Annotated in this window: 19 protein-coding genes and 1 tRNA gene; 9 read left to right on the top strand and 11 right to left on the bottom strand. The window is 71.7% G+C overall.

The features are described 5' to 3' along the window. Positions 1 to 32 precede the first annotated feature (32 nt). The 3 genes from ACIQKA_RS16165 to ACIQKA_RS16155 all read left to right on the top strand — a co-directional run bounded on the left by ACIQKA_RS16165 (position 33) and on the right by ACIQKA_RS16155 (position 3,237). A complete protein-coding gene (locus tag ACIQKA_RS16165) occupies positions 33 to 1,421 on the top strand; it encodes a glutamate decarboxylase (RefSeq protein ID WP_383152659.1) in 1,389 nt (462 codons plus the stop codon). A gap of 111 nt (positions 1,422 to 1,532) precedes the next feature. Next, on the top strand, positions 1,533 to 1,943 hold the full coding sequence (locus ACIQKA_RS16160) for a VOC family protein (RefSeq protein ID WP_383152658.1): 411 nt from the start codon (positions 1,533 to 1,535) through the stop codon (positions 1,941 to 1,943). A gap of 832 nt (positions 1,944 to 2,775) precedes the next feature. Continuing rightward, complete coding sequence (locus ACIQKA_RS16155) at positions 2,776 to 3,237, top strand: hypothetical protein (RefSeq protein ID WP_402541305.1); 462 nt, start codon at positions 2,776 to 2,778, stop codon at positions 3,235 to 3,237. Positions 3,238 to 3,606: 369 nt separating this feature from the next. Here the strand turns inward: ACIQKA_RS16155 and ACIQKA_RS16150 are convergent, their stop codons facing one another. Then, entirely contained in the window at positions 3,607 to 3,945 is a 339-nt protein-coding gene (locus ACIQKA_RS16150; protein WP_383152655.1) for a MerR family transcriptional regulator, read from the bottom strand. Positions 3,946 to 4,737: 792 nt separating this feature from the next. On the opposite strand from ACIQKA_RS16150, the gene ACIQKA_RS16145 reads away from it, so the two are divergent. After that, positions 4,738 to 4,953 carry a DUF6243 family protein gene (locus ACIQKA_RS16145; protein ID WP_383152654.1) on the top strand — a complete coding sequence of 72 codons (216 nt, stop codon included), beginning with the start codon at positions 4,738 to 4,740 and terminating at the stop codon, positions 4,951 to 4,953. Between the two features lie 356 nt (positions 4,954 to 5,309). On the opposite strand, the gene ACIQKA_RS16140 is transcribed toward ACIQKA_RS16145, so the two are convergent. The 3 genes from ACIQKA_RS16140 to ACIQKA_RS16130 form a co-directional block, all read right to left on the bottom strand. Beyond that, positions 5,310 to 5,699, bottom strand: a complete 390-nt coding sequence (locus ACIQKA_RS16140) for a VOC family protein (protein ID WP_383152653.1) — start codon at positions 5,697 to 5,699, stop codon at positions 5,310 to 5,312. 760 nt (positions 5,700 to 6,459) lie between these two features. Continuing rightward, complete coding sequence (locus ACIQKA_RS16135; protein WP_062754034.1) at positions 6,460 to 7,665, bottom strand: PP2C family protein-serine/threonine phosphatase; 1,206 nt, start codon at positions 7,663 to 7,665, stop codon at positions 6,460 to 6,462. Positions 7,666 to 7,827: 162 nt separating this feature from the next. Next, positions 7,828 to 8,094 (bottom strand): hypothetical protein, encoded by a 267-nt coding sequence (locus ACIQKA_RS16130; protein ID WP_062754037.1) that lies wholly within the window; start codon positions 8,092 to 8,094, stop codon positions 7,828 to 7,830. Positions 8,095 to 8,331: 237 nt separating this feature from the next. On the opposite strand from ACIQKA_RS16130, the gene ACIQKA_RS16125 reads away from it, so the two are divergent. Continuing rightward, positions 8,332 to 8,829 (top strand): DUF5994 family protein, encoded by a 498-nt coding sequence (locus tag ACIQKA_RS16125; protein ID WP_402541302.1) that lies wholly within the window; start codon positions 8,332 to 8,334, stop codon positions 8,827 to 8,829. A 216-nt stretch (positions 8,830 to 9,045) separates the two neighbouring features. On the opposite strand, the gene ACIQKA_RS16120 is transcribed toward ACIQKA_RS16125, so the two are convergent. The 3 genes from ACIQKA_RS16120 to ACIQKA_RS16110 all read right to left on the bottom strand — a co-directional run bounded on the left by ACIQKA_RS16120 (position 9,046) and on the right by ACIQKA_RS16110 (position 10,214). Continuing rightward, complete coding sequence (locus ACIQKA_RS16120) at positions 9,046 to 9,213, bottom strand: hypothetical protein (protein WP_167308916.1); 168 nt, start codon at positions 9,211 to 9,213, stop codon at positions 9,046 to 9,048. Between the two features lie 238 nt (positions 9,214 to 9,451). Continuing rightward, positions 9,452 to 9,661, bottom strand: coding sequence for a hypothetical protein (locus ACIQKA_RS16115; protein WP_381613873.1), 210 nt, complete (start codon positions 9,659 to 9,661; stop codon positions 9,452 to 9,454). Between the two features lie 4 nt (positions 9,662 to 9,665). After that, complete coding sequence (locus tag ACIQKA_RS16110) at positions 9,666 to 10,214, bottom strand: DUF5994 family protein (protein ID WP_402541301.1); 549 nt, start codon at positions 10,212 to 10,214, stop codon at positions 9,666 to 9,668. Positions 10,215 to 10,524: 310 nt separating this feature from the next. Here ACIQKA_RS16110 and ACIQKA_RS16105 point away from each other — a divergent pair, with 310 nt between their 5' ends. Both ACIQKA_RS16105 and ACIQKA_RS16100 read left to right on the top strand, forming a co-directional pair. Then, positions 10,525 to 11,364: a hemolysin III family protein gene (locus ACIQKA_RS16105; protein WP_402541300.1), complete on the top strand. Its 840-nt coding sequence runs from the start codon at positions 10,525 to 10,527 to the stop codon at positions 11,362 to 11,364. A 465-nt stretch (positions 11,365 to 11,829) separates the two neighbouring features. Continuing rightward, on the top strand, positions 11,830 to 12,696 hold the full coding sequence (locus tag ACIQKA_RS16100; protein ID WP_402541299.1) for a GNAT family N-acetyltransferase: 867 nt from the start codon (positions 11,830 to 11,832) through the stop codon (positions 12,694 to 12,696). A gap of 242 nt (positions 12,697 to 12,938) precedes the next feature. On the opposite strand, the gene ACIQKA_RS16095 is transcribed toward ACIQKA_RS16100, so the two are convergent. Further along, a tRNA-Gly gene (locus tag ACIQKA_RS16095) sits at positions 12,939 to 13,012 on the bottom strand. Positions 13,013 to 13,423: 411 nt separating this feature from the next. Between ACIQKA_RS16095 and dcd the strand changes: the two genes are divergently transcribed. Then, a complete protein-coding gene (gene dcd, locus ACIQKA_RS16090) occupies positions 13,424 to 13,999 on the top strand; it encodes a dCTP deaminase (protein ID WP_362104232.1) in 576 nt (191 codons plus the stop codon). 13 nt (positions 14,000 to 14,012) lie between these two features. Then, positions 14,013 to 14,510: a phosphoribosyltransferase gene (locus tag ACIQKA_RS16085; protein ID WP_383152644.1), complete on the top strand. Its 498-nt coding sequence runs from the start codon at positions 14,013 to 14,015 to the stop codon at positions 14,508 to 14,510. Positions 14,511 to 14,594: 84 nt separating this feature from the next. Here the strand turns inward: ACIQKA_RS16085 and ACIQKA_RS16080 are convergent, their stop codons facing one another. The 3 genes from ACIQKA_RS16080 to ACIQKA_RS16070 all read right to left on the bottom strand — a co-directional run bounded on the left by ACIQKA_RS16080 (position 14,595) and on the right by ACIQKA_RS16070 (position 18,648). Beyond that, positions 14,595 to 15,470: a YIP1 family protein gene (locus ACIQKA_RS16080; protein ID WP_402541297.1), complete on the bottom strand. Its 876-nt coding sequence runs from the start codon at positions 15,468 to 15,470 to the stop codon at positions 14,595 to 14,597. Between the two features lie 139 nt (positions 15,471 to 15,609). Then, entirely contained in the window at positions 15,610 to 17,886 is a 2,277-nt protein-coding gene (locus ACIQKA_RS16075) for a (Fe-S)-binding protein (protein ID WP_402541295.1), read from the bottom strand. Between the two features lie 213 nt (positions 17,887 to 18,099). After that, positions 18,100 to 18,648, bottom strand: a complete 549-nt coding sequence (locus ACIQKA_RS16070) for a sugar transferase (protein ID WP_383150067.1) — start codon at positions 18,646 to 18,648, stop codon at positions 18,100 to 18,102. Positions 18,649 to 18,821: the final 173 nt, after the last annotated feature.

Here is an 18,821-nt window from a genome sequence, read left to right as displayed (position 1 = left end):
GAGCTGTCGAGCTGTCGAGTGAAGGGGAAGCCGTGGCGCTCCACGAGATGAAGGCCCCGACGAGCACTGACGCGAGGACGGACGTGTTCGCGTCACCGCTCAGCGAGCGGGTCCTGCCGAAGTACCGCATGCCCGAGGAGCCCTCCATGCCGGAGGCCGTCTACGCGATGCTCCACAACGAGCTGCTGCTCGACGGCAACGCGGCGCAGAACCTGGCGACGTTCTGCACGACCTGGTCGGACGACGAGGTCCGCCGGCTGATGGACGAGTGCCTCGACAAGAACATGATCGACAAGGACGAGTACCCGCAGACCGCCGAGATCGAGGCGCGGTGCGTGAACATCCTGGCCGATCTGTGGAACGCCCCCGAGGCCGGGGGCGGCCGTGCCATGGGCTGCTCCACCACCGGTTCCAGCGAGGCCGCCATGCTGGGCGGCCTGGCGCTGAAGTGGCGTTGGCGGGAGCGGCGCCGGGCCGAGGGCAAGCCCGTCGACCGGCCCAACATCGTGGCCGGGCCCGTGCAGATCTGCTGGGACAAGTTCGCCCGCTACTTCGACGTCGAACTGCGCCAGGTCCCCCTGGAGGAGGGCGCGACCGGCCTGCGGCCGCACCAGCTCCGCGAGTACGTCGACGAGAACACGATCGGCGTCGTCGCGATCCTCGGCGTCACCTTCACCTGCGACTACGAGCCGGTCGCGGAGATCGCCGCCGAGCTCGACCGGATCCAGCGGGAGACGGGGCTCGACGTTCCGATCCACGTGGACGCCGCCAGCGGCGGCTTCGTCGCCCCCTTCCTGCACCGCGACCTGGTCTGGGACTTCCGGCTCGAACGGGTCTCCTCCATCAACTCCTCCGGCCACAAGTACGGCCTCGCGCCCCTCGGCGTGGGCTGGGCGGTCTGGCGCAGCGCCGACCTGCTGCCGAAGGACCTGGTGTTCGACGTGAACTACCTCGGCGGGGACCTGCCGACCTTCGCCCTCAACTTCTCCCGCCCCGGCGGCGAGATCGTCGCCCAGTACTACAACTTCCTGCGCCTGGGCCGGGCCGGCTACCGGCGGGTCCAGGGAGTGTGCGCGGAGACGGCCCGTTACCTGGCCGGTCAGGTGGCGGAGATGGGCCCGTTCACCCTGCTCTACGACGGGCAGGGGGCGCTGCCGGCCGTCTCGTACACCCTCACCGATCCGGCGGGCGCGGGCTTCAGCCTGTACGACCTGTCCGACCAGCTCCGGATGCGCGGCTGGCAGGTCCCCTCGTACCCGCTGCCCGCCGACCGGCAGGAGACCGTCATCCAGCGGGTCCTGATCCGGCACGGGGTGGGCCGGGACGAGGTCGACCTGCTCGCCCGGGACATGCGCGACTCCCTGGAACGCCTGAGGAAGGGCAAGCCCGCGGACTCGGAGCGGGCGGGCTTCCACCACTGAGACGGGGCCGGACCCGCGTCGGGCCGGAGACCCGCGTCGGGCCGGAGCCCGGCCGGCGCCGGTCAGGATTCGAGAAGCGGCGCCCGGCAGGGCGGGGCTAGCGTGATGTCCATGGACCTCACCATCCACACCACCTTCCTCCCGCACGACGACCCGGACGCCGCCGTGGCCTTCTACCGCGACGCCCTCGGCTTCGAGGTGCGCGGCGACGTCGGGGAGGGGGCCATGCGCTGGATCACGGTCGGCCCGGCCGGGCAGCCCGGCACGTCGATCCTGCTCGCGCCGCCCGCCGCCGACCCCGGCGTCACCGAGGACGAACGCCGCGTCGTCACCGAGATGATGGCCAAGGGCACGTACGGCTGGATCCTCCTCGCCACCCGCGCGCTCGACACCACCTTCGAGAAGGTGCGGGCCGCCGGGGCCGAGGTCGTCCAGGAGCCGACGGAGCAGCCGTACGGCATCCGCGACTGCGCCTTCCGCGACCCGGCGGGCAACCTGATCCGCGTCCAGGAACTCCGCTGACCCGCCGGAACGGAAGGGGGAACCCGTCATGTGCCACCCCGCGTGGGCCCGTGCCCGCACCGAGGCGCGGCGACCGGAGGACTCGGGGGAGGGGGCGACGGCCGCCGGGCCCCCGGAGGAGGCCCCGCCGCACCCTCCGGGAGAGCGGCGGGGCCGGCGGCTCAGGCCCCCTCTTCCTCCCGACGACCCTGGCGCGCCAGGACCTCCGCGACCCGTGGCGGCCGGTGCCGGTGCCGAGGCCGAAGGCCCGGTGGAACTCGCGGACGAGGTCCTGCGGGGTGGGGGCGGTCATGAGGTCTTCCTCTCGTGCAACTCTCTTTCTTTCCCAGGTGGTTGAATTCCTCTGAAGTGAAGTGAAGTGAAGTGCCGGGCCGGTCCGGGGGAGCGAAGTGAAGTGCCGGGCCGGGGGCGGGAATTCGAGGCCCTGCCGCTTTTCCCCGCACGCGATGGAATCGCACCCCGTCGGGGGAGGGGAGCACGGGGCTTCGGAAGGTTACGGGGGCCCGGACAGGAACAATCGCGTCGCGACGCACGAGCACGGCCGACCGGACCGTTCCGGCCCGCGGTCGTGGAAACCGTCCGGAGCGGAGGTCCGTCCCGCGCAGTGTCCAGGACGACTGGGGGGACCGTCGACCGCGACCGCTGGGTCGCCCGGCCCGACGAGGCCGTGGGACCACGCGGCGACCCTGGTCGCCCGCCGCTCCGGAGCCGTACTGGAGCGACGCCCGGCCGCCCCGGCGCCGGGGACCACGGGAAGTCCGCCCAGTAGTCGGCGAACGTCCAGGACGGACCGCCCCCTTGGGCCCACCGGGAAGAAGGAGGAGCCGAAGAGATGAGCCGATCCCGGGGACACGGGCCCCTCCCGCGCCTGTGGGAGGACTTCGCGCTTCCCGCCGAGGACGCGCTCCACTACGCCGACGGACGCTCCTACGGCGTCGTCCTCGACCCCGCCGCGCCGGGGGGCTTCGCGGTGCTCGCCCCCTTCGACCTCGGCGAGGTGCTGGAGGCCGATCCCGCCCGGGTCTCCTCGGTCGACGGCCTCGCCGTCGCCGACCTGGGAGAGGGGGGCCTGCTGTGGGGCGGCGAGGGCTCCCACGGATCGGAGGGGTTCCTCGCGCGCCTGACCACCGACCGCGCGCTGGTCTGGGCGGTGTTCTTCTCGGAATCCAATCCGTTCTCGCGCGTCCGGCTGTCCGGGAGCGTCGCCGCCTTCACCTCCACCTCGGGCTTCGAGGTCACGGTCGACATCGACGATCCACGGGCCCCGCTCCCCGTGCGGAACCGGACGGTGTGAGGAGGGAACGGCCCGGTCGCACGGAGGCCTCCCCGGCCCGGACCGGCGGCCTCACGAGCACCGGGTCCGCCACCGTGCGCGCGCCGCAGACGCGGAGGAGCCGGCGCAGGTCCTCCCAGGCGAAGAACGGCTCGCCCCAGGTGTCCGCCCGGAGCCGCAGCCGGTCCTCCCCGGCGAGGCTTTCGACGTCATGCGGCATTTCCCGCCCGGTTCCTCCGGCCCACGTCGCTTCCGTCGCTCACGTCTCCCGCTGCTCACGTCGCTCACGGCCCGAGCGGCCCCTTACGGAGAGCTCGACGGCCTGGAGCGCCCCGGGCGCACGGACCGCCGCGCCGGGGAAGGTCCGTCGGCGCGCCGGACGGACGCGTCTCAGGCGGAGGCCGGCGGCTCGGCCGATCCGGTGGCGCGGCGGTACTCGGCGTTGATGCGCTGGGCTTCTTCGAGCTGGTCCTCCAGGACGATGATGCGGCAGGCGGCTTCGAGGGCGGTGCCCCGGTCGACGAGTTCGCGGGCGCGGGCGGCGATGCGCAGCTGGTAGCGGGAGTAGCGGCGGTGGCCGCCCTCGGAGCGCAGCGGGGTGATCAGGCGGTGTTCGCCCAGGGCGCGCAGGAAGGCGGGAGTGGTGCCGAGCATCTCGGCGGCCCGGCCCATGGTGTAGGCGGGATAGTCGTCGTCGTCGAGACGCCCGCGTGTGTCGTCCGCTGTCATCTGCACCTCTCTCTGGAACGCGTCGAGGGGCCCTGGTGCCGTACGGCACCAGGGCCCCGAAGGAACTACTACACCACCTGCCGGCCCTGATACTGCGCCGGCCTCATGTGTCCGCGGGCCCGGTACGACTGCTCCCGGGGCCGCGGGGATCGCGGTTGCTCGACCGGAGACCACCTCACTGACGATGTCCTGCGGTACCCGGACGGGACACTTCCGTCCGGGCGATCCCGATGGCGCTTCGCTCCTCCGTTCTCTTCTCGGTGATCAACTGCTCACTGCTGAAATACCGCTCACCGGCTTCACCGCCGGGTACTGCGTCCACGAGCACCGCGTCTGTCACGACCGCGATCCCGTGCCGGCGGCCCCTGATCACTGCGGGCCACCCGGTCCGGCCGTCAGTCCCGTCGCCGTCCTGCGAAAACCCTGGCTTCGGGACTCCACCGCCGTACCGTCCTGCGACTGCGTGCACTGCTGATACCGCTCGCCGGCAGTTCGTCTCTGCCAGGCCTGTCGTCTTTCTCGGTTACGAGAGAAAACATATCTCCACCCACGCCCAATGTCTACTGTGGCCGTGACAGATTTTCGCGAGCCGGAAGGTGAGGTAATCGGGTACGGACGGTGACGCGGGGGCGTGGAGCGGGTGGGACCGGGTAACGTCCTCGTCGTGTTCTTCCAGCAGCCGGTTCGGGGACGAGGGCGTGACGGGCCTCCGCTGAACACCTTTCGACACCACCGCGTCCGTCCCTCGCCGACGCGCCCTCGGACCACTTCGCACCACCACCGGGAGAACCCGTGACCGACAGCAAGAACATCAACAACCCCGTGGGCCAGGGCGGCGGCCAGCGCAAGAAGCTGTCCCGCGCCGAACGGCAGGACAACGGACCGCACCGCAACCTCGACCGCCGGAACGCGGCCGAACAGAAGGCGGAGCTGGTGCGCAAGATGCGCGAGAAGACGCACACGGCCGAGGACGCCGGACAGACGGGCGACGACACCGCGCGGAGCTGACGCGTCCGGATGCTCCGCCGCGATGCCCGTGACGCACGGACGTGCCGTGGTGGCCGCGGCGGGACATGGCGGTGACGACGTCCAGGGTCTCCTCGGCCCAGCGGCCGCCGAACACCGTGAACGGGTGGGTGGACGTCCCCGTCGTCGGATGCTCGGCGCCGGCCATCGGGAAACGGGTTCCCGTGGCGAGCGCGCAGTGCCTGTCGACGACCAGGCGCTGGGGTCCTAGGCGTAGAGGACGTTGCGGCGCCCGAACTCCGTGGTGCCTGTCGCGGGTCACCGGCGGCGAGCACGTGGGGGACGGACGGCGGACGACGACCGCACCCCGCAAGGGGTGCGGTCGTCGGGGGACGCGGTTACGAGGGCCAGCCGCCGTACGGCACGGTGATGAGCTCCATGGCGTGACCCGCCGGGTCCATGAAGTACACGCCGCGGCCGCCGTCGTTGTGGTTGATCTCGCCGGGCTGCTTCCGCCGGGGGTCGGCGTAGTGCTCGATGCCGCGCTGCCTGATCTGCGCGTACGCCGCCTCGAACTCCTCTTCGGAGACCAGGAAGGCGTAGTGCTGGGGGGTGATGTCGTCCGCGGGGACGGTGGCGAAATCCAGGGTGACGCCGTTGGCCAGGCCGACCGCGACGAACGGACCCCACTCGGCGGTGATCTCAAGACGGAGAAGGCCCGCGAAGAACTCGGCGGACTCCCGGTTGTCCCGGGCGTGGACGATCGTGTGGTTCAACTCGACTGACAAGGAATGCCTCCGAAGGCATGTCCCGACACCTCCATGTCTCACCCAGCCGGTGACCGACACGCGATGTCGCCGTAGACCGTAACCACGTCTACCCAGCGGGTCAAGGATGGTTGAGGCGGTCCGCGACTGTGCCGACGGAGGGGAGAGCACCGGCCCTCGCCTTCGCGGCGGCGGTGCGGGCGACGGCATGCGACCGGCCGGGATGCCGGACCGCGGGTCGACGCGCAACGACGAAGGCCCCGGTCTCCGACCGGGGCCTTCGCAGAAGAGCGGATGACGGGAATCGAACCCGCGCTATAAGCTTGGGAATCACCGTCACTCGACTTGGCCAACCCTGGCTCGAGCTGCGAAAACATGCTCCGAGACGGCTTTTCGAATGCTCTCGAACACTCCCCGAGCACCCCAGTTGACCGCTGTTCACCGCCTTGAAGGGCACGGCCGGGGCACGGTGCCGGAGGCGAACGGGACGCGGCGGCCGGACGGCTTCCCGACAGGGGGCGGTTCGGCGGCGAGATCGCGCGAGTACGGCCACCGGGCGCCGTCCGGCGGGCCGGCCGGGGAGGCTCGCGGTGCCGGCACCGGGCGTGCCGGGCGGGTGGGAGGTAGGTGCCGGTCATGAGGCCGACCCGTCCCCGGGCTTCCGTGAGGGGTACGTACGAGGCGCTCCGGGCACCTCCGACGCACTCCGCGCAGGAGCCCGGCGAGGGCGTACGACCGGGTCCCTCCTCGCGGCCGCGCCGCCGGACACGAGGGGTTTCCGTCATCCACGCCATTCGACGAGGACGAGCGTCGCGTCGTCGGTGGTGGCCCCGTCACGGGCGCGTACGAGCGTGTGGGACAGGTCGCGCGCCACGGCACGGACGCTCCGGTCGGCCCGGTCCAGTCGGTGGACGCAGTCGATCAACCGGTCCTCGCCGAACTGTTCCCGTCCGCTCTCGTGCTCCTCGACCAGGCCGTCGGTGAAGCAGAGGACGCGGTCGCCGGGTTCGAGCGTCACTTCGCCGATCTGCGGCTGGTCCCCTCCGAAGCCGACGGGGAGGGTCGTGGGACTGTCCAGGCGGCGTACGACGCGGTGCTCGCGGACCAGCATGGGGGCGGGATGCCCGGCGTTGACCCACTGGAGGCGGCCGGTGTCCGTGTCCAGCCGCATCATCTGCGCGGTGACGAAGTGGTCGGGGGCGAACTGCTCGGCCACGGCCCGGTCCATGAAGAGGTAGATCTCGGACAGCTCGACGCTGATCCGGCGGGCGTGCCGGTACGCGCCGATGGCCACGGTCGCCATGGTCGCCGCGTCCAGGCCGTGTCCCATCGCGTCGATCACGGCGAGGTGGAGGGCATCGCCGTTCAGGGCGTAGTCGAAGCTGTCGCCGGCCACGTCGTAGGCGGGTTCCAGGACCCCGGCGACCGCGACGCGGGGCATCGACATGGCCAGCGGCGGCAGGAGCGACCACTGGATCTCCGCGGCGACGCTCATCGGTTCGCCGCGGCGGGTGCGGAAGAAGAGGTCGGTGTAGCCGTTCTTGGTCTGCAACAGGTCGGCGACCAGACCCGCGACCCTGCGCAGGATGCGGCGGTCGTCGTCGTCGACCGCGTCCAGGGTGACGGCCAGGACCCCGGCCTGGTCGCCGCCGTCCAGCAGGGGCAGGTGGACCCGTACCCCCTCGGCCGACGCGGTCTCGACCGGGCGTGAGGTGAGGAAGCACCGGCCGGCATCCGAGTGGTCGACCGGCAGCGGCTCGCCGCCCGCCAGTCCTTCCCCGGGAAGGGGCACCAGCCTCTGCTGCCCGTAGTCCTGGAGCAGGATCTGCGACTCCCGGCCCCCGAGCCGGGCCAGCAGGTCGGCGACGGCGGGTCCGACCCGGTCGGGCGGCAGCTCGTGCGCGCGGTCCAGGAGCCCGCCCAGCAGCGCCTCCCCGAAGCCTTCCGAGCGGTCGGGGCCCCCGTGCTCGTACCGTCCGACGGTCATCCGGGGCCTCCAGACGGGCGGCGGGGCGACGACCGGGGCCGGTGCCGGCACGCCGATCCGGCGGCATCGTGGTGCGGCTTCCAGGATGCTGCACGGCGGCCGGGGCCGCCACGCGTATCCGTCGGGGGGAGGACGTCGTACCGTCCTGCCGTCGGGAACCGGTCAGGGTTCCTCGGAGTGGGGGCCGGTGCCGCTCGGGGGCCTGCTGGTGGAGAGCCAGGACCGGGCCGGGCCGGCGGTGCGAGTGGTGTCGACGGTGAGGTGGAGGCGGACGCCTCCGTCCGGAGCGGGGTAGCTGCGCTGCTCGCCGCCTGCGAAGCAGTGGCGGAGGACCTCCGCCACCGCGCGGGCGGCGTCCGGGGTGGCGGCGACGACGCGCACCTCGGCGTGTCCGGGGGCCGGCAGGGCTTCGGGGTCGTTGTGCTCCACGGCGGGCACCGTCCTTTCACCCGGGACGCGTCCGCGAGCGCCCGGAGCGGGCCCGGCGCGCTTCCCGGTACGTCCACCGTACGTCCCCGGTGGTGCCGACCTCCTGCGTCGACGGAGCGGCGCACGCGCGGAACCCCCGGAGTACGGTGAAGGAAACGAGGCCCCGCACCGCCGGTCCGCACCCGTCGCGGTCACACCCCGGGCGGCAGCGACCTCCTGCAGACAGGCGGACCGGTCATGACCGACGCAGGCACTTCCCCCACGTCCCCGCTCCTCCTGCCCGACGAGGCCCACCGTGCCGTCCGGCCGGGCACCGCCCTGCTCCGCCTGGAGACGACGCGGTCCCGGCAGGGCCTCCTCGACGGCGCGTGGTGGCCGCGCACGCGCGACGTCGAACGGGAGTTCCCGCCCTTGGTCACCGCCCTGACCGAGCACCTCGGCCCCCTCACCCGGGTCGGCCTGGACGCCTCCGCCTGGAACGGCATCCCGACCCGTCTGACCGTCGACGGCCGGGTCGTCCACTTCGACTCCTTCCCCGTCGGCGACGACACCGTCCTCATCACCCGCGGCGACGAGGACCACTTCGCGCTGATGGTGGTGCCGCCGGACACCGAGCCCGAGGCCGCGCGCACGGCCATGGCCCGTGCGGTCCGTGCCGACAACGTGGCGCGGGCCGCCGAGATCCTCGTCGCCGTCCTTCCCTCCCCGACGACCGGGCCCGAGGAACCGTCATGACCCGGACCGCGAAAGGAAACCGGGCCCTGTGCTCCCGCCGCTCCGCCTGCCGTCACGCGGCCCGGTGACGGTTGGAGGGGTCCGGGTGGGGGCGAGACCCCGGGCCGCCCGACCCGGGGCTTCGTACGAGAGCGGACGAGGGCGCGCGACCGGTGCGCGTGCCCGTCGGCCCGGCCACGCGTCGCGCTCGGTCCGGGGGGCGGTGGGGAGAGGGCCTCAGTGCGCCGGGCGCCGGCGGTGCAGTACCGACCTCACGGCGAGGTAGAGGGCGCCCACGACGAGGAGGAGCGTGCCGATGGATGCCAGGTACAGCATCCCGTCGACGGCCGCGCCGATGACGATCAGCGTGATCGCGGCGATCAGCAGGAGAATGAGGAGGACCATGGTGTGCCTCGGTTCGTGGACACGGGAACCTCGCGGCGGCGGTCGTCACAACGGCCCCGGCGCGTTCACTACGCCAGGGCCGCCCTTCCGGATCGCCGCACGTGAGAGTGCTCGATCCTGGTTCCATTGCATGACTTCGGGTGGGTTGGTGACGAAAGGTGGAGCGGGCCGCCGGGCGGGTCGTCCCGGGTGCCGGATGCACCGCCCGCGGCCTTCGGCCGGAGGAGTGGTTCGAGGGTCAGGACCGGATGCCCGTGCGTCTGCGGCCGGGCGCCTGTCCCGACGAACTGCGGGTGCTGTGACCCGGTGGCCGGGCGACGGCCGGGAAGGGATCGCCGAAGCGGTGGGCCGCGATGCGCGCGTCGTGCTGGGCGTTGAGCCGGTGGATCAGGAACAGGCCGAGCACGATCAGGGCGGCTCCCGCCGCGAGCGTGATCAGGATCTCCACGTCGTCACCTCCGCACGTTTCCCGGCAAGGAGATCATCCGTGCCCCGACGACCGGGTGCCGGAGGGCCGGCGGGGCGGCCCCGCCATCGGTCTCCCAGGAGTCCTCGCGGCTTCGGGCGTCCCGTGCGCCGCGGCCGGCCACGGCTTCGCCGGACAGCAGTGCGCCGGCGGTGAGGACGCCGCCGGGGACGGTGGCGGCGGCCATGAGCCGGGCTGCCGCGGCGGGTTCGGTCCCGGGCGGGATCACCAGCAGGTCGCAGCGGCCGACGGCGTAGGAGAGCAGGATCATCTTGTCGGGGTCCTGTTCGGTGAACCAGCCCACGTGCACGGTGTGCCCGGTGGCGGGGACCTTGTGGGGGACGACGGGCCAGCGGGCGGGGTTCACCGTGACGCGCGTGATGCGCCCGAAGCGGTCCCGCACCGCGTCGACCAGCGACGGAAGCTCGACTGCCAGATCGCGTGAGCGGGGCCACCATGCGCCGTCCAACAAGGCGGGGGTGGTCCCCGGCGTCAGGGTCAGACGTGCCGGGAGCGGCGGAGCGACGGTGGTCATGATCGCGGACCCATTCCCGGGCCGCTCCGCGGAGCGGCCCAGTGTCTTGATCGCCGGAAACGACGTCCGCATGGCGGCGGATGTACGAGTTACTTCCGGTAATCCCAGCCTACTGCGCCCCGCGGCCGGACGAGTGGTTCCCGGCGAAAGGGTTTCCGCCAGGCGGTTCCCAGGCGTCCGCCCCGACCCGGCCGGTCGGCCCGACGCGCTTCGACGGCGGGGAGCCGCCTGCGGGGCCGGAGCTCGTCAAGCGGAGTGCCGCGGGGTGGGGTTCCGGGATCTCCTCCGGGCGGGCTCCTACGATGTGCACATGGTCGCCCGCGATCCCCGACGGACCGGTTCGGGACCGGAGGAGGCGGTGTCCCGAGATGGCGCCGAAGCCGGCAGTGGCCCTTCCGCACCGGCGGTCGTGGGGCACGGGCCGGCCGGTCCCGCCCCCGGACCGCGTCACGACGGTGCCGCCGAGGGCGCCCGTCCCGCCGCCGGTCCGGCCGAACTGGCCGCCGAGCTTGCGGAACAGGCCAAGCCGAGGCTGCGCGGCTGGCTCCACGCCGGCATGGTCCCCGTGTCGCTGGTGGCGGGCATCGTCCTCATCTGCCGTGCGGGGGAGCCGCGGGCCGTGCTGGCCTGCACCGTGTACTCCGCCACGGCCTGGCTGTTGTTCGGGACCAGTGCCGTCTACCACCTCGGCACCTGGGGGCCACCCGGCGAGGCCGTTCTGCGTCGCCTCGACCACGCCAACATCTTCCTGATCATCGCCGGCACGTGCACCCCGCTCGCCGTCCTCCTGCTCTCTCCCGACCAGTGGTCCGTCCTGTTGTGGACCGTGTGGACGGGCGCGCTGGCCGGCATCACCTTCCGTGTCCTGTGGGTCGGGGCTCCCCGTTGGCTGTACACCCCCTGCTACCTGGCCCTGGGTTGGGCACCCGTGGGGTACCTGCCCGACTTCCTGCGGGGTGGCGGGGCGGCCGTGGTCTCCCTGATCGTGACCGGCGGCCTTCTCTACAGCGCGGGCGCGGTCGTCTACGCCCTCCGGCGCCCCGATCCCTCGCCCCGCTGGTTCGGCTTCCACGAGGTCTTCCACGCGCTGACCGTGGCAGCCTTCGCCGCCCACTGCGCAGCCGTCTTCCTCGCCGTCCACCGGTCATGACGCTCCGTCGGGAGCCTGATCTCGCCCGTGGGCCCCGGTGCCGAAGCGTCCCGTCGGCGTACGAGGGCGACGACCGGGCGCACGGACGGCCGGGGGCGGACCTCGCGCGGGCACGCGGGCTCGAGGCGTCCTGTCCGGGGCCCGGATCGCGAGGGGTGGGGGAGCGGTGGCCGACCTCGACGGGGCGACGCGGGCGGTCCGCGAGAAGGCCGCAGGACGGACGCCACGGAGAGCGTGTGGCGCACGCGTGGTGCGCGGCCCCTGGACGGACTCGGACAACGAAGAAGCCCCGGGCCAGTGGTCCGGGGCTTCACGCAAGAGCGGATGACGGGAATCGAACCCGCGCCACGAGCTTGGGAATCACTCGGCAGTTGGATGGACCAAGGGCATCTGACCTGTGGGAATACTGGTTCGGTGAAAAATCGGGTGCGACCGGTTACCGCAGTGGTGTGGGGTACGGGGGATATGACGATCGTTTTGAACGAGCCCGGCGTCGACGAGCTGACCGGGGCCGTGGACGCGCTTCGCGCATGGCAGGACGACCGGACGCCGCTGCAGCTCCACCCGGGGGACCTCGGCTGGGCCTGGGCCCTGGGCGCGGAGAAGCTGGCGGGTGCCGTACGCACCTGGAGCGCGGACGGGCGGATCATTGCCGTCGGTTACCTGGACGGCCCCGATGTGCTGCGACTTACGACCGCGCCGGACCTGCGACAGAACGAGGCCCTGGCACGTCAGCTGCTGGCGGACCTCGATGATCCGGAGCGCAGGGTCCTGCCACCCGGGAAGGTCGGCCTTGAGGTCCCCGACGGAGCCCTGCTCCGCGAGGTACTCCTTGAGGCGGGCTGGAACCCGGACGAGCCGTGGACGCCGCTGCGCCGCGACCTCTCCAAGCCGGTGGAGGACTCTGGGCTGCGTATCGAGGTGGCCGGTCCGCGGACGGCGGCAACGCGGACCGCGGTGCACCGCTCGGCGTTCGGCAGCCCGGTGTTCACCGAGGAGGTCTGGCACGTCCTGGCGGCCGGGCCGGTGTACGCCGATGCCCGCTGCCTGATCGGCTACGACGACCAGGACAACGCGGTGGCCGCCGCGACGGTCTGGTCGGCCGGACCGGGAAGGCCGGGTCTTCTGGAGCCGATGGGTGTCCACGCCGACCATCGCGGTCGCGGCCACGGGACGGCGATCAGCGTCGCCGCTGCGGCGATGCTGCGCGAGATGGGTGCTTCCAGCGCGCTCGTCGCCGCCGAGAGCTCGAACGTCGGCGCCGTCGCCACGTACAAGGCGGCTGGATACGATCCGTCGCCCGAACGGCTGGACGTCGTCAGGCCCGCCTGAAAGCGGGCTGCGGCCCCGGGTCAGGGCCGCGTCGCTGACCTGGCCGGAGCCGAACGCTCTTTGGGGACATGGGGTCTCTGCGACAGCGACAGAGCCCGACACGGCAACACCGCCCCCCGTGTCGGCCGTCCTCGCCGTCCTGGTCGTGGGTGGGAACCTGCCCTCCGCCGGGTGGGCGGGCATCGCACGCGTCATCGCGTGCCCATGAGAAAGCCCCAGGTCGCCGACCTGGGGCTTTGCAGTGGAGCGGATGACGGGAATCGAACCCGCGCTATAAGCTTGGGAAGCTCATGTTCTACCATTAAACTACATCCGCACAGCGGCCCGATGATCTCTGCCGCATCGTTGCACACTGTACCCCATGTGCCACCCGAGGCGAAGTCGCCTTCGTTCCGGCGCGTGTGCGGAGTGCCGTCCCGGGGTGGGGTCCGCGGTCGCCTAATGTGGCTGTCTCGTTCACCGCATGTGTAGGGGAAGGGACTTGATGGGTTCCATGGAGCGCACCGTCGTCCGCTGTGCCGAGGGGCACGTGTTCAGTACCGCCTCGTTCCCGCTCCAGCAGCTCGGGGCCGGGCGGATCGGGCCCGGGCGGCTCATCCGGTGTCCGCGGTGTGCGCGGTTGCGGCACGCCGTGCCGGTGGAGCTCGAGCGGAGCTGAGCAGGAGGACCGGGGGCGCGGGGCCCCGCCGATTGGGGCGGGCCCGCGCCCCCTGCGTATCGTGGGGGCGTGCTTCTCTCAGACAAGGACATCCGGGCCGAGATCGACGCCGGACGGGTGCGCATCGACCCGTACGACGAATCCATGGTGCAGCCCTCGAGCATCGACGTGAGGCTTGACCGCTTCTTCCGGGTGTTCGAGAACCACCGCTACCCCCACATCGACCCCGCCACCGAGCAGCTCGACCTGACGCGCGAGGTCGAGCCGGAGGGCGACGAGGCGTTCATCCTCCACCCGGGCGAGTTCGTGCTCGCCTCCACCTACGAGGTCATCACCCTCCCGGACGACATCGCGTCCCGGCTCGAGGGGAAGAGTTCCCTCGGGCGGCTCGGGCTGGTGACGCACTCGACCGCCGGGTTCATCGACCCCGGGTTCTCCGGGCACGTGACCCTGGAGCTGTCGAACCTCGCCACCCTGCCGATCAAGCTCTGGCCGGGGATGAAGATCGGCCAGCTCTGCATGTTCCGGCTGAGCTCGCCCGCCGAGTTCCCGTACGGGAGCGAGCGGTACGGCTCGCGGTACCAGGGCCAGCGGGGACCGACGGCCTCCCGCTCGTACATGAACTTCCATCGGACCCAGGTGTGAGGCGGTCGCAGTCATGAGTGAAGTACGCGAGAACCTGACGTACGAGGGGTTCGGCCTCGCCGTCCGCGAGCTGGCGCAGACCGTCGCCGACGACGGCTACGAGCCCGACGTGGTGCTCTCCATCGCCCGCGGCGGCGTCTTCGTCGCCGGCGGTCTGGCCTACGCCCTCGACTGCAAGAACATCCACCTGGTGAACGTGGAGTTCTACACCGGCGTGGGGACCACCCTCGAGATGCCCGTCATGCTGGCGCCCGTCCCCAACGCGATCGACTTCAGCGACAAGAAGGTGCTCATCGCCGACGACGTCGCGGACACCGGCAAGACCCTGAAGCTCGTCCACGACTTCTGCGTCGACCACGTCGCCGAGGTCCGTTCGGCCGTCATCTACGAGAAGTCCCACTCCCTCGTGAAGTGCGAGTACGTGTGGAAGAAGACCGACGAGTGGATCAACTTCCCCTGGTCGGTCGAGCCGCCCGTCGTCCGGCGCGAGGGCCAGGTCCTCGACGCCTGAGCTGAGACGCCGGGCCCCGGGCCCCGGGACGTGGAGGAGGCCCCCGCCGGACGCCGGCGGGGGCCTCCTCCACGTCCGTGCGCGTTACAGCGTGCCCAGCTTGATCAGGCTCAGCAGCGCCACCAGCTGGATCGCCGACGCGCCCAGCGCCTTCGGCCACGGCAGGTCGTGGGAGCGGCTCACCATCACGGTGAGGAGCGCGCCCGCCGCCAGCCAGGTCAGCCAGCCGATGACCTGGACCAGGCCGTTCTCGCCGCCCAGGAAGAGCGCGAAGACCAGCCGGGGCGCGTCCGTGACCGACATGATCAGCATCGACAGGCCGACCGTCGGCTGCCAGGAGCCGTCGCCGCCGAGCTGGCGGGCCAGGGTGTGGGTGACCGCGCCCAGGATCAGTCCGCCGAGGACGAAGCCGAGGGCGGTCATCAGGACGTACGGGACCGCCGTCGACAGGGTCGCGTCGATCGCCTCGTCGCGGGCCTTGTCGAAGCCGAAGATCGCCAGCAGGCCGTAGAGGAAGGTGACGATCAGCGCCGGGCCCCAGACGGCGTGGTCCCGCGTCCGCAGGAACGTGTCGGCGGGGCGCAGCACGATGCCGCTCAGGAGGGCCTTCCAGTGGAGCCGGGGGCCCGTCGGGACGGGGGCCGCGCCGGCGTGGTGGTCCGTGGCCGGGCCGTACGGGTCGTCCACGCTGAACATCTGCGTGTGGCCCGGGTTGTTCGCCGTGGCCGCGTGCGGGTGCTGCTGCTGCCCGTACGGGTCGCCGAAGTACTCCGGCTCGCCGTAGGGCTGCCGGTCACCCTGATGGCCGCCCTGCTGCCCGTACGGCGCCCGGCCCTGGTCCTGCCGGGGCCACTGCTGCCGTGCGTGCGGCGGGGCCGCGTCGTACCCGTACGGCGCCTGCTGCGGTCGTTGTTGCGGGGAGCGGTTGTTCCGGCCGCGTCCGTTCCTGAATCCAGCCACGTCAATGAACGTACCCGCTTCCGCCGGTGGGGCGCTCCTTTGCGGCTGACCTGTGACATCCCCTAGGGGACGGTACGTACGGGAAAGGCCGCCCCGCACAGGACGTGCGGGGCGGCCTTTCCTTTCGTACGCGATGCCGTTACGCGGCGGGCTCCGGCTCCGGCTCGGTCTCCTCCGCCGGCTCCGGGTCGACCGGGTTCTTCACGGAGTCGAGGAGCAGCTGGGCGACGTCGACGACCGTGACGGACTCCTTGGCCTTGCCGTCGTTCTTCTTGCCGTTGACCGAGTCGGTCAGCATGACGAGGCAGAACGGGCAGGCGGTGGAGACGATGTCCGGGTCGAGGGACAGGGCCTCCTCGACGCGCTCGTTGTTGATGCGCTTGCCGATCCGCTCCTCCATCCACATCCGGGCGCCGCCGGCGCCGCAGCAGAAGCCGCGCTCCTTGTGGCGGTGCATCTCCTGCTGGCGCAGGCCGGGGACGGCGGACATGATCTCGCGCGGGGGCGTGTAGACCTTGTTGTGGCGGCCCAGGTAGCAGGGGTCGTGGTAGGTGATGAGGCCCTCGACCGGGGTCACCGGGATCAGCTTGCCCTCGTCGATGAGGTGCTGGAGCAGCTGGGTGTGGTGGATGACCTCGTAGTCGCCGCCGAGCTGCGGGTACTCGTTGGCGATGGTGTTGAAGCAGTGCGGGCAGGTCGAGACGATCTTCTTGGCCGACTTCGGCTTCTTCGTCGACTCGTCCACGCCCCCGTCCTCGTCGAGGGACTCGCCGAACGCCATGTTCAGCATCGCGACGTTCTCCTGGCCGAGCTGCTGGAACAGCGGCTCGTTGCCCAGGCGGCGGGGCGAGTCACCGGTGCACTTCTCCTCGCCGCCCATGATCGCGAACTTGACGCCCGCGATGTGGAGGAGCTCGGCGAAGGCCTTCGTCGTCTTCTTGGCGCGGTCTTCGAGCGCGCCGGCGCAGCCGACCCAGTACAGGTAGTCGACCTCGGAGAGGTCCTCGACGTCCTTGCCGACGATCGGGACCTCGAAGTCGACCTCCTTGGTCCACTCGACGCGCTGCTTCTTCGCCAGGCCCCAGGGGTTGCCCTTCTTCTCCAGGTTCTTGAGCATCGTGCCCGCCTCGGACGGGAACGCGGACTCGATCATCACCTGGTAGCGGCGCATGTCGACGATGTGGTCGATGTGCTCGATGTCGACCGGGCACTGCTCGACGCAGGCGCCGCAGGTGGTGCAGGACCACAGGACGTCGGGGTCGATGACGCCGTTCTCCTCGGCGGTGCCGATGAGGGGGCGCTCGGCCTCGGCCAGGGCGGCGGCGGGGACGTCCTTGAGCTGCTCCTCGGTCGCCTTCTCGTCGCCCTCCACGGTCTTGCCGCCGCCCGCGAGCAGGTAGGGCGCCTTGGCGTGCGCGTGGTCGCGCAGCGACATGATGAGGAGCTTGGGGGAGAGGGGCTTGCCGGTGTTCCAGGCGGGGCACTGCGACTGGCAGCGGCCGCACTCGGTGCAGGTGGAGAAGTCGAGGAGGCCCTTCCAGGAGAACTGCTCGACCTGGGAGACGCCGAAGACGGCGTCCTCGGCCGGGTCCTCCCAGTCGATCTCCTTGCCGGCCGTCGTCATCGGCTGGAGGGCGCCCAGCGCGGTGGAGCCGTCGGCCTCGCGCTTGAACCAGATGTTCGGGAAGCCGAGGAAGCGGTGCCAGGCCACGCCCATGTTGGTGTTGAGCGAGACGACGATCATCCAGACGAACGACGTGCTGATCTTCACCATGGCGGTGAAGTAGATGAGGTTCTGGAGGACGCCCAGGCTCAGGCCCTTGAAGGCCAGGACGAGCGGGTACGAGGCGAAGTACGCGGCCTCGTAGTGCTCGACGTGGTGGATCGCGCCCTCCAGGCCGCGCAGCACGTAGATCGCGAGGCCGATGGTGAGGATGACGTACTCGACGAAGTAGGCCTGGCCCGCCTTGGAGCCGGCGAAGCGCGACTTGCGGCCGGCGCGGCCCGGGAGGCTCAGCAGGCGGATCACGATCAGGGTCGCGATGCCGAGGATCGTCATCACGCCGATGAACTCGATGTACAGCTCGAACGGCAGGAAGCCGCCGATCACCGGCAGCGTCCAGTCGGCCTGGAAGAGCTGGCCGAAGGCCTGCGCCAGGGTCGGCGGCAGGGTCAGGAAGCCGACCGCGACGAACCAGTGGGCGAAGCCGACGACGCCCCAGCGGTTCATGCGCGTGTGGCCGAGGAACTCCCTGACCAGGGTCACGCTGCGCTGGTACGGGTTGTCGGTCCGGGTCCCGGCCGGGACGGGCTGGCCCAGCTTGAAGTACCGGACGAACTGGCCGATGGCACGAGCCAGCAGGGCCACGCCGACCACGGTCAGCGTCAGCGACACAATGATCGCGGCGAGTTGCATGACGGGCTCCTCGAGCGGGCCCGCTCAGTGCCTGAGCTGAGCCTACTAAGCGGTAACTTATTTAGTCCGTGCTGAGATTACCCGTTCGGGGCCCCCTGATGCAGGGGACCTCGCGGTGATCTGTGTCGCTCAGGCAACCCTTGCCGGAGCACGGGCGTCCCCCGCCACGGCCGGGACGGAGCCCGCCGGAGCCCGGGTGGCTCCCGCCGGAGCTCACGCGACCCTCGCCGGACGGCCCGCCACGCGGCCCGCCGCACGGCGTCTGCGCACTGCTGGAAGGGTACGCGCCAGGACGAGCAGGTCCGTCCCCAGCCAGTGGTGGTCCACGTAGTGGAGGTCGAGCAGCTCCCGCTCCTCCCACGGCAGGTCCGACCGTCCGCTGATCTGCCACGGCCCGGTGAGCCCCGGCCGCACGGAGAGCCGGCGGCGCCCCTCGCCCGCGCACTCCCGGTGGCCCGGGGTCAGGGGACACGGTCCGACCAGCGACATCCGGCCCGTCACGACGTGCAGCAGCAGCGGCAGCGCGGCCAGCGGGCTCCTGGTGCGGAAGGTCAGCATCGTGAAGGGCCGGCCCCCCAGGCCCGCCACCGTCCGGCGGCGCAGCACCCCGCGGCCGGGCACCGCCGAGCCGAGCGCGACGGAGAGGGCGACGGCGGCGAGCAGCGGGGACAGGGCGGCGAGGAGGGCGAGCCCGCCCAGGACGTCGAAGGCGCGCTTGGCCGCCGCTCCTCCGCCGACCGCCGCTCCCGCACCGGCTGCCATACCCCCACATCCTTCCGCGTGAGAATCATGGGATATTCGTGGAATATGCCCTCTTTGCCCGGGAAGGGGCACCCGGACTCTCTCATGGGTCGCCCTTCCGGGAGGGGGAATGACGCGCTTCCTCACCCCTCCGGACCGGGCCTTTGAGCGACCGGGCCGACGAAGAGTTGAGC

This window comes from Streptomyces sp. NPDC092045 (assembly GCF_044756005.1).
Taxonomy (GTDB): Bacteria; Actinomycetota; Actinomycetes; order Streptomycetales; family Streptomycetaceae; genus Streptomyces.
The sequence above is the reverse complement of the archived record's forward strand: the minus strand, read 5'-3'. Positions and strand labels throughout refer to the sequence as shown.

Coding starts and splice junctions, on each gene's coding strand:
- ACIQKA_RS16160 (WP_383152658.1), top strand. CDS start 1,533: ATGGACCTCACCATCCACACCACCTTCCTCCCGCACGACGACCCGGAC.
- ACIQKA_RS16155 (WP_402541305.1), top strand. CDS start 2,776: ATGAGCCGATCCCGGGGACACGGGCCCCTCCCGCGCCTGTGGGAGGAC.
- ACIQKA_RS16150 (WP_383152655.1), bottom strand. CDS start 3,945: ATGACAGCGGACGACACACGCGGGCGTCTCGACGACGACGACTATCCC.
- ACIQKA_RS16135 (WP_062754034.1), bottom strand. CDS start 7,665: ATGACCGTCGGACGGTACGAGCACGGGGGCCCCGACCGCTCGGAAGGC.
- ACIQKA_RS16125 (WP_402541302.1), top strand. CDS start 8,332: ATGACCGACGCAGGCACTTCCCCCACGTCCCCGCTCCTCCTGCCCGAC.
- ACIQKA_RS16120 (WP_167308916.1), bottom strand. CDS start 9,213: ATGGTCCTCCTCATTCTCCTGCTGATCGCCGCGATCACGCTGATCGTC.
- ACIQKA_RS16110 (WP_402541301.1), bottom strand. CDS start 10,214: ATGACCACCGTCGCTCCGCCGCTCCCGGCACGTCTGACCCTGACGCCG.
- ACIQKA_RS16105 (WP_402541300.1), top strand. CDS start 10,525: ATGGTCGCCCGCGATCCCCGACGGACCGGTTCGGGACCGGAGGAGGCG.
- ACIQKA_RS16100 (WP_402541299.1), top strand. CDS start 11,830: ATGACGATCGTTTTGAACGAGCCCGGCGTCGACGAGCTGACCGGGGCC.
- ACIQKA_RS16085 (WP_383152644.1), top strand. CDS start 14,013: ATGAGTGAAGTACGCGAGAACCTGACGTACGAGGGGTTCGGCCTCGCC.
- ACIQKA_RS16075 (WP_402541295.1), bottom strand. CDS start 17,886: ATGCAACTCGCCGCGATCATTGTGTCGCTGACGCTGACCGTGGTCGGC.
- ACIQKA_RS16070 (WP_383150067.1), bottom strand. CDS start 18,648: ATGGCAGCCGGTGCGGGAGCGGCGGTCGGCGGAGGAGCGGCGGCCAAG.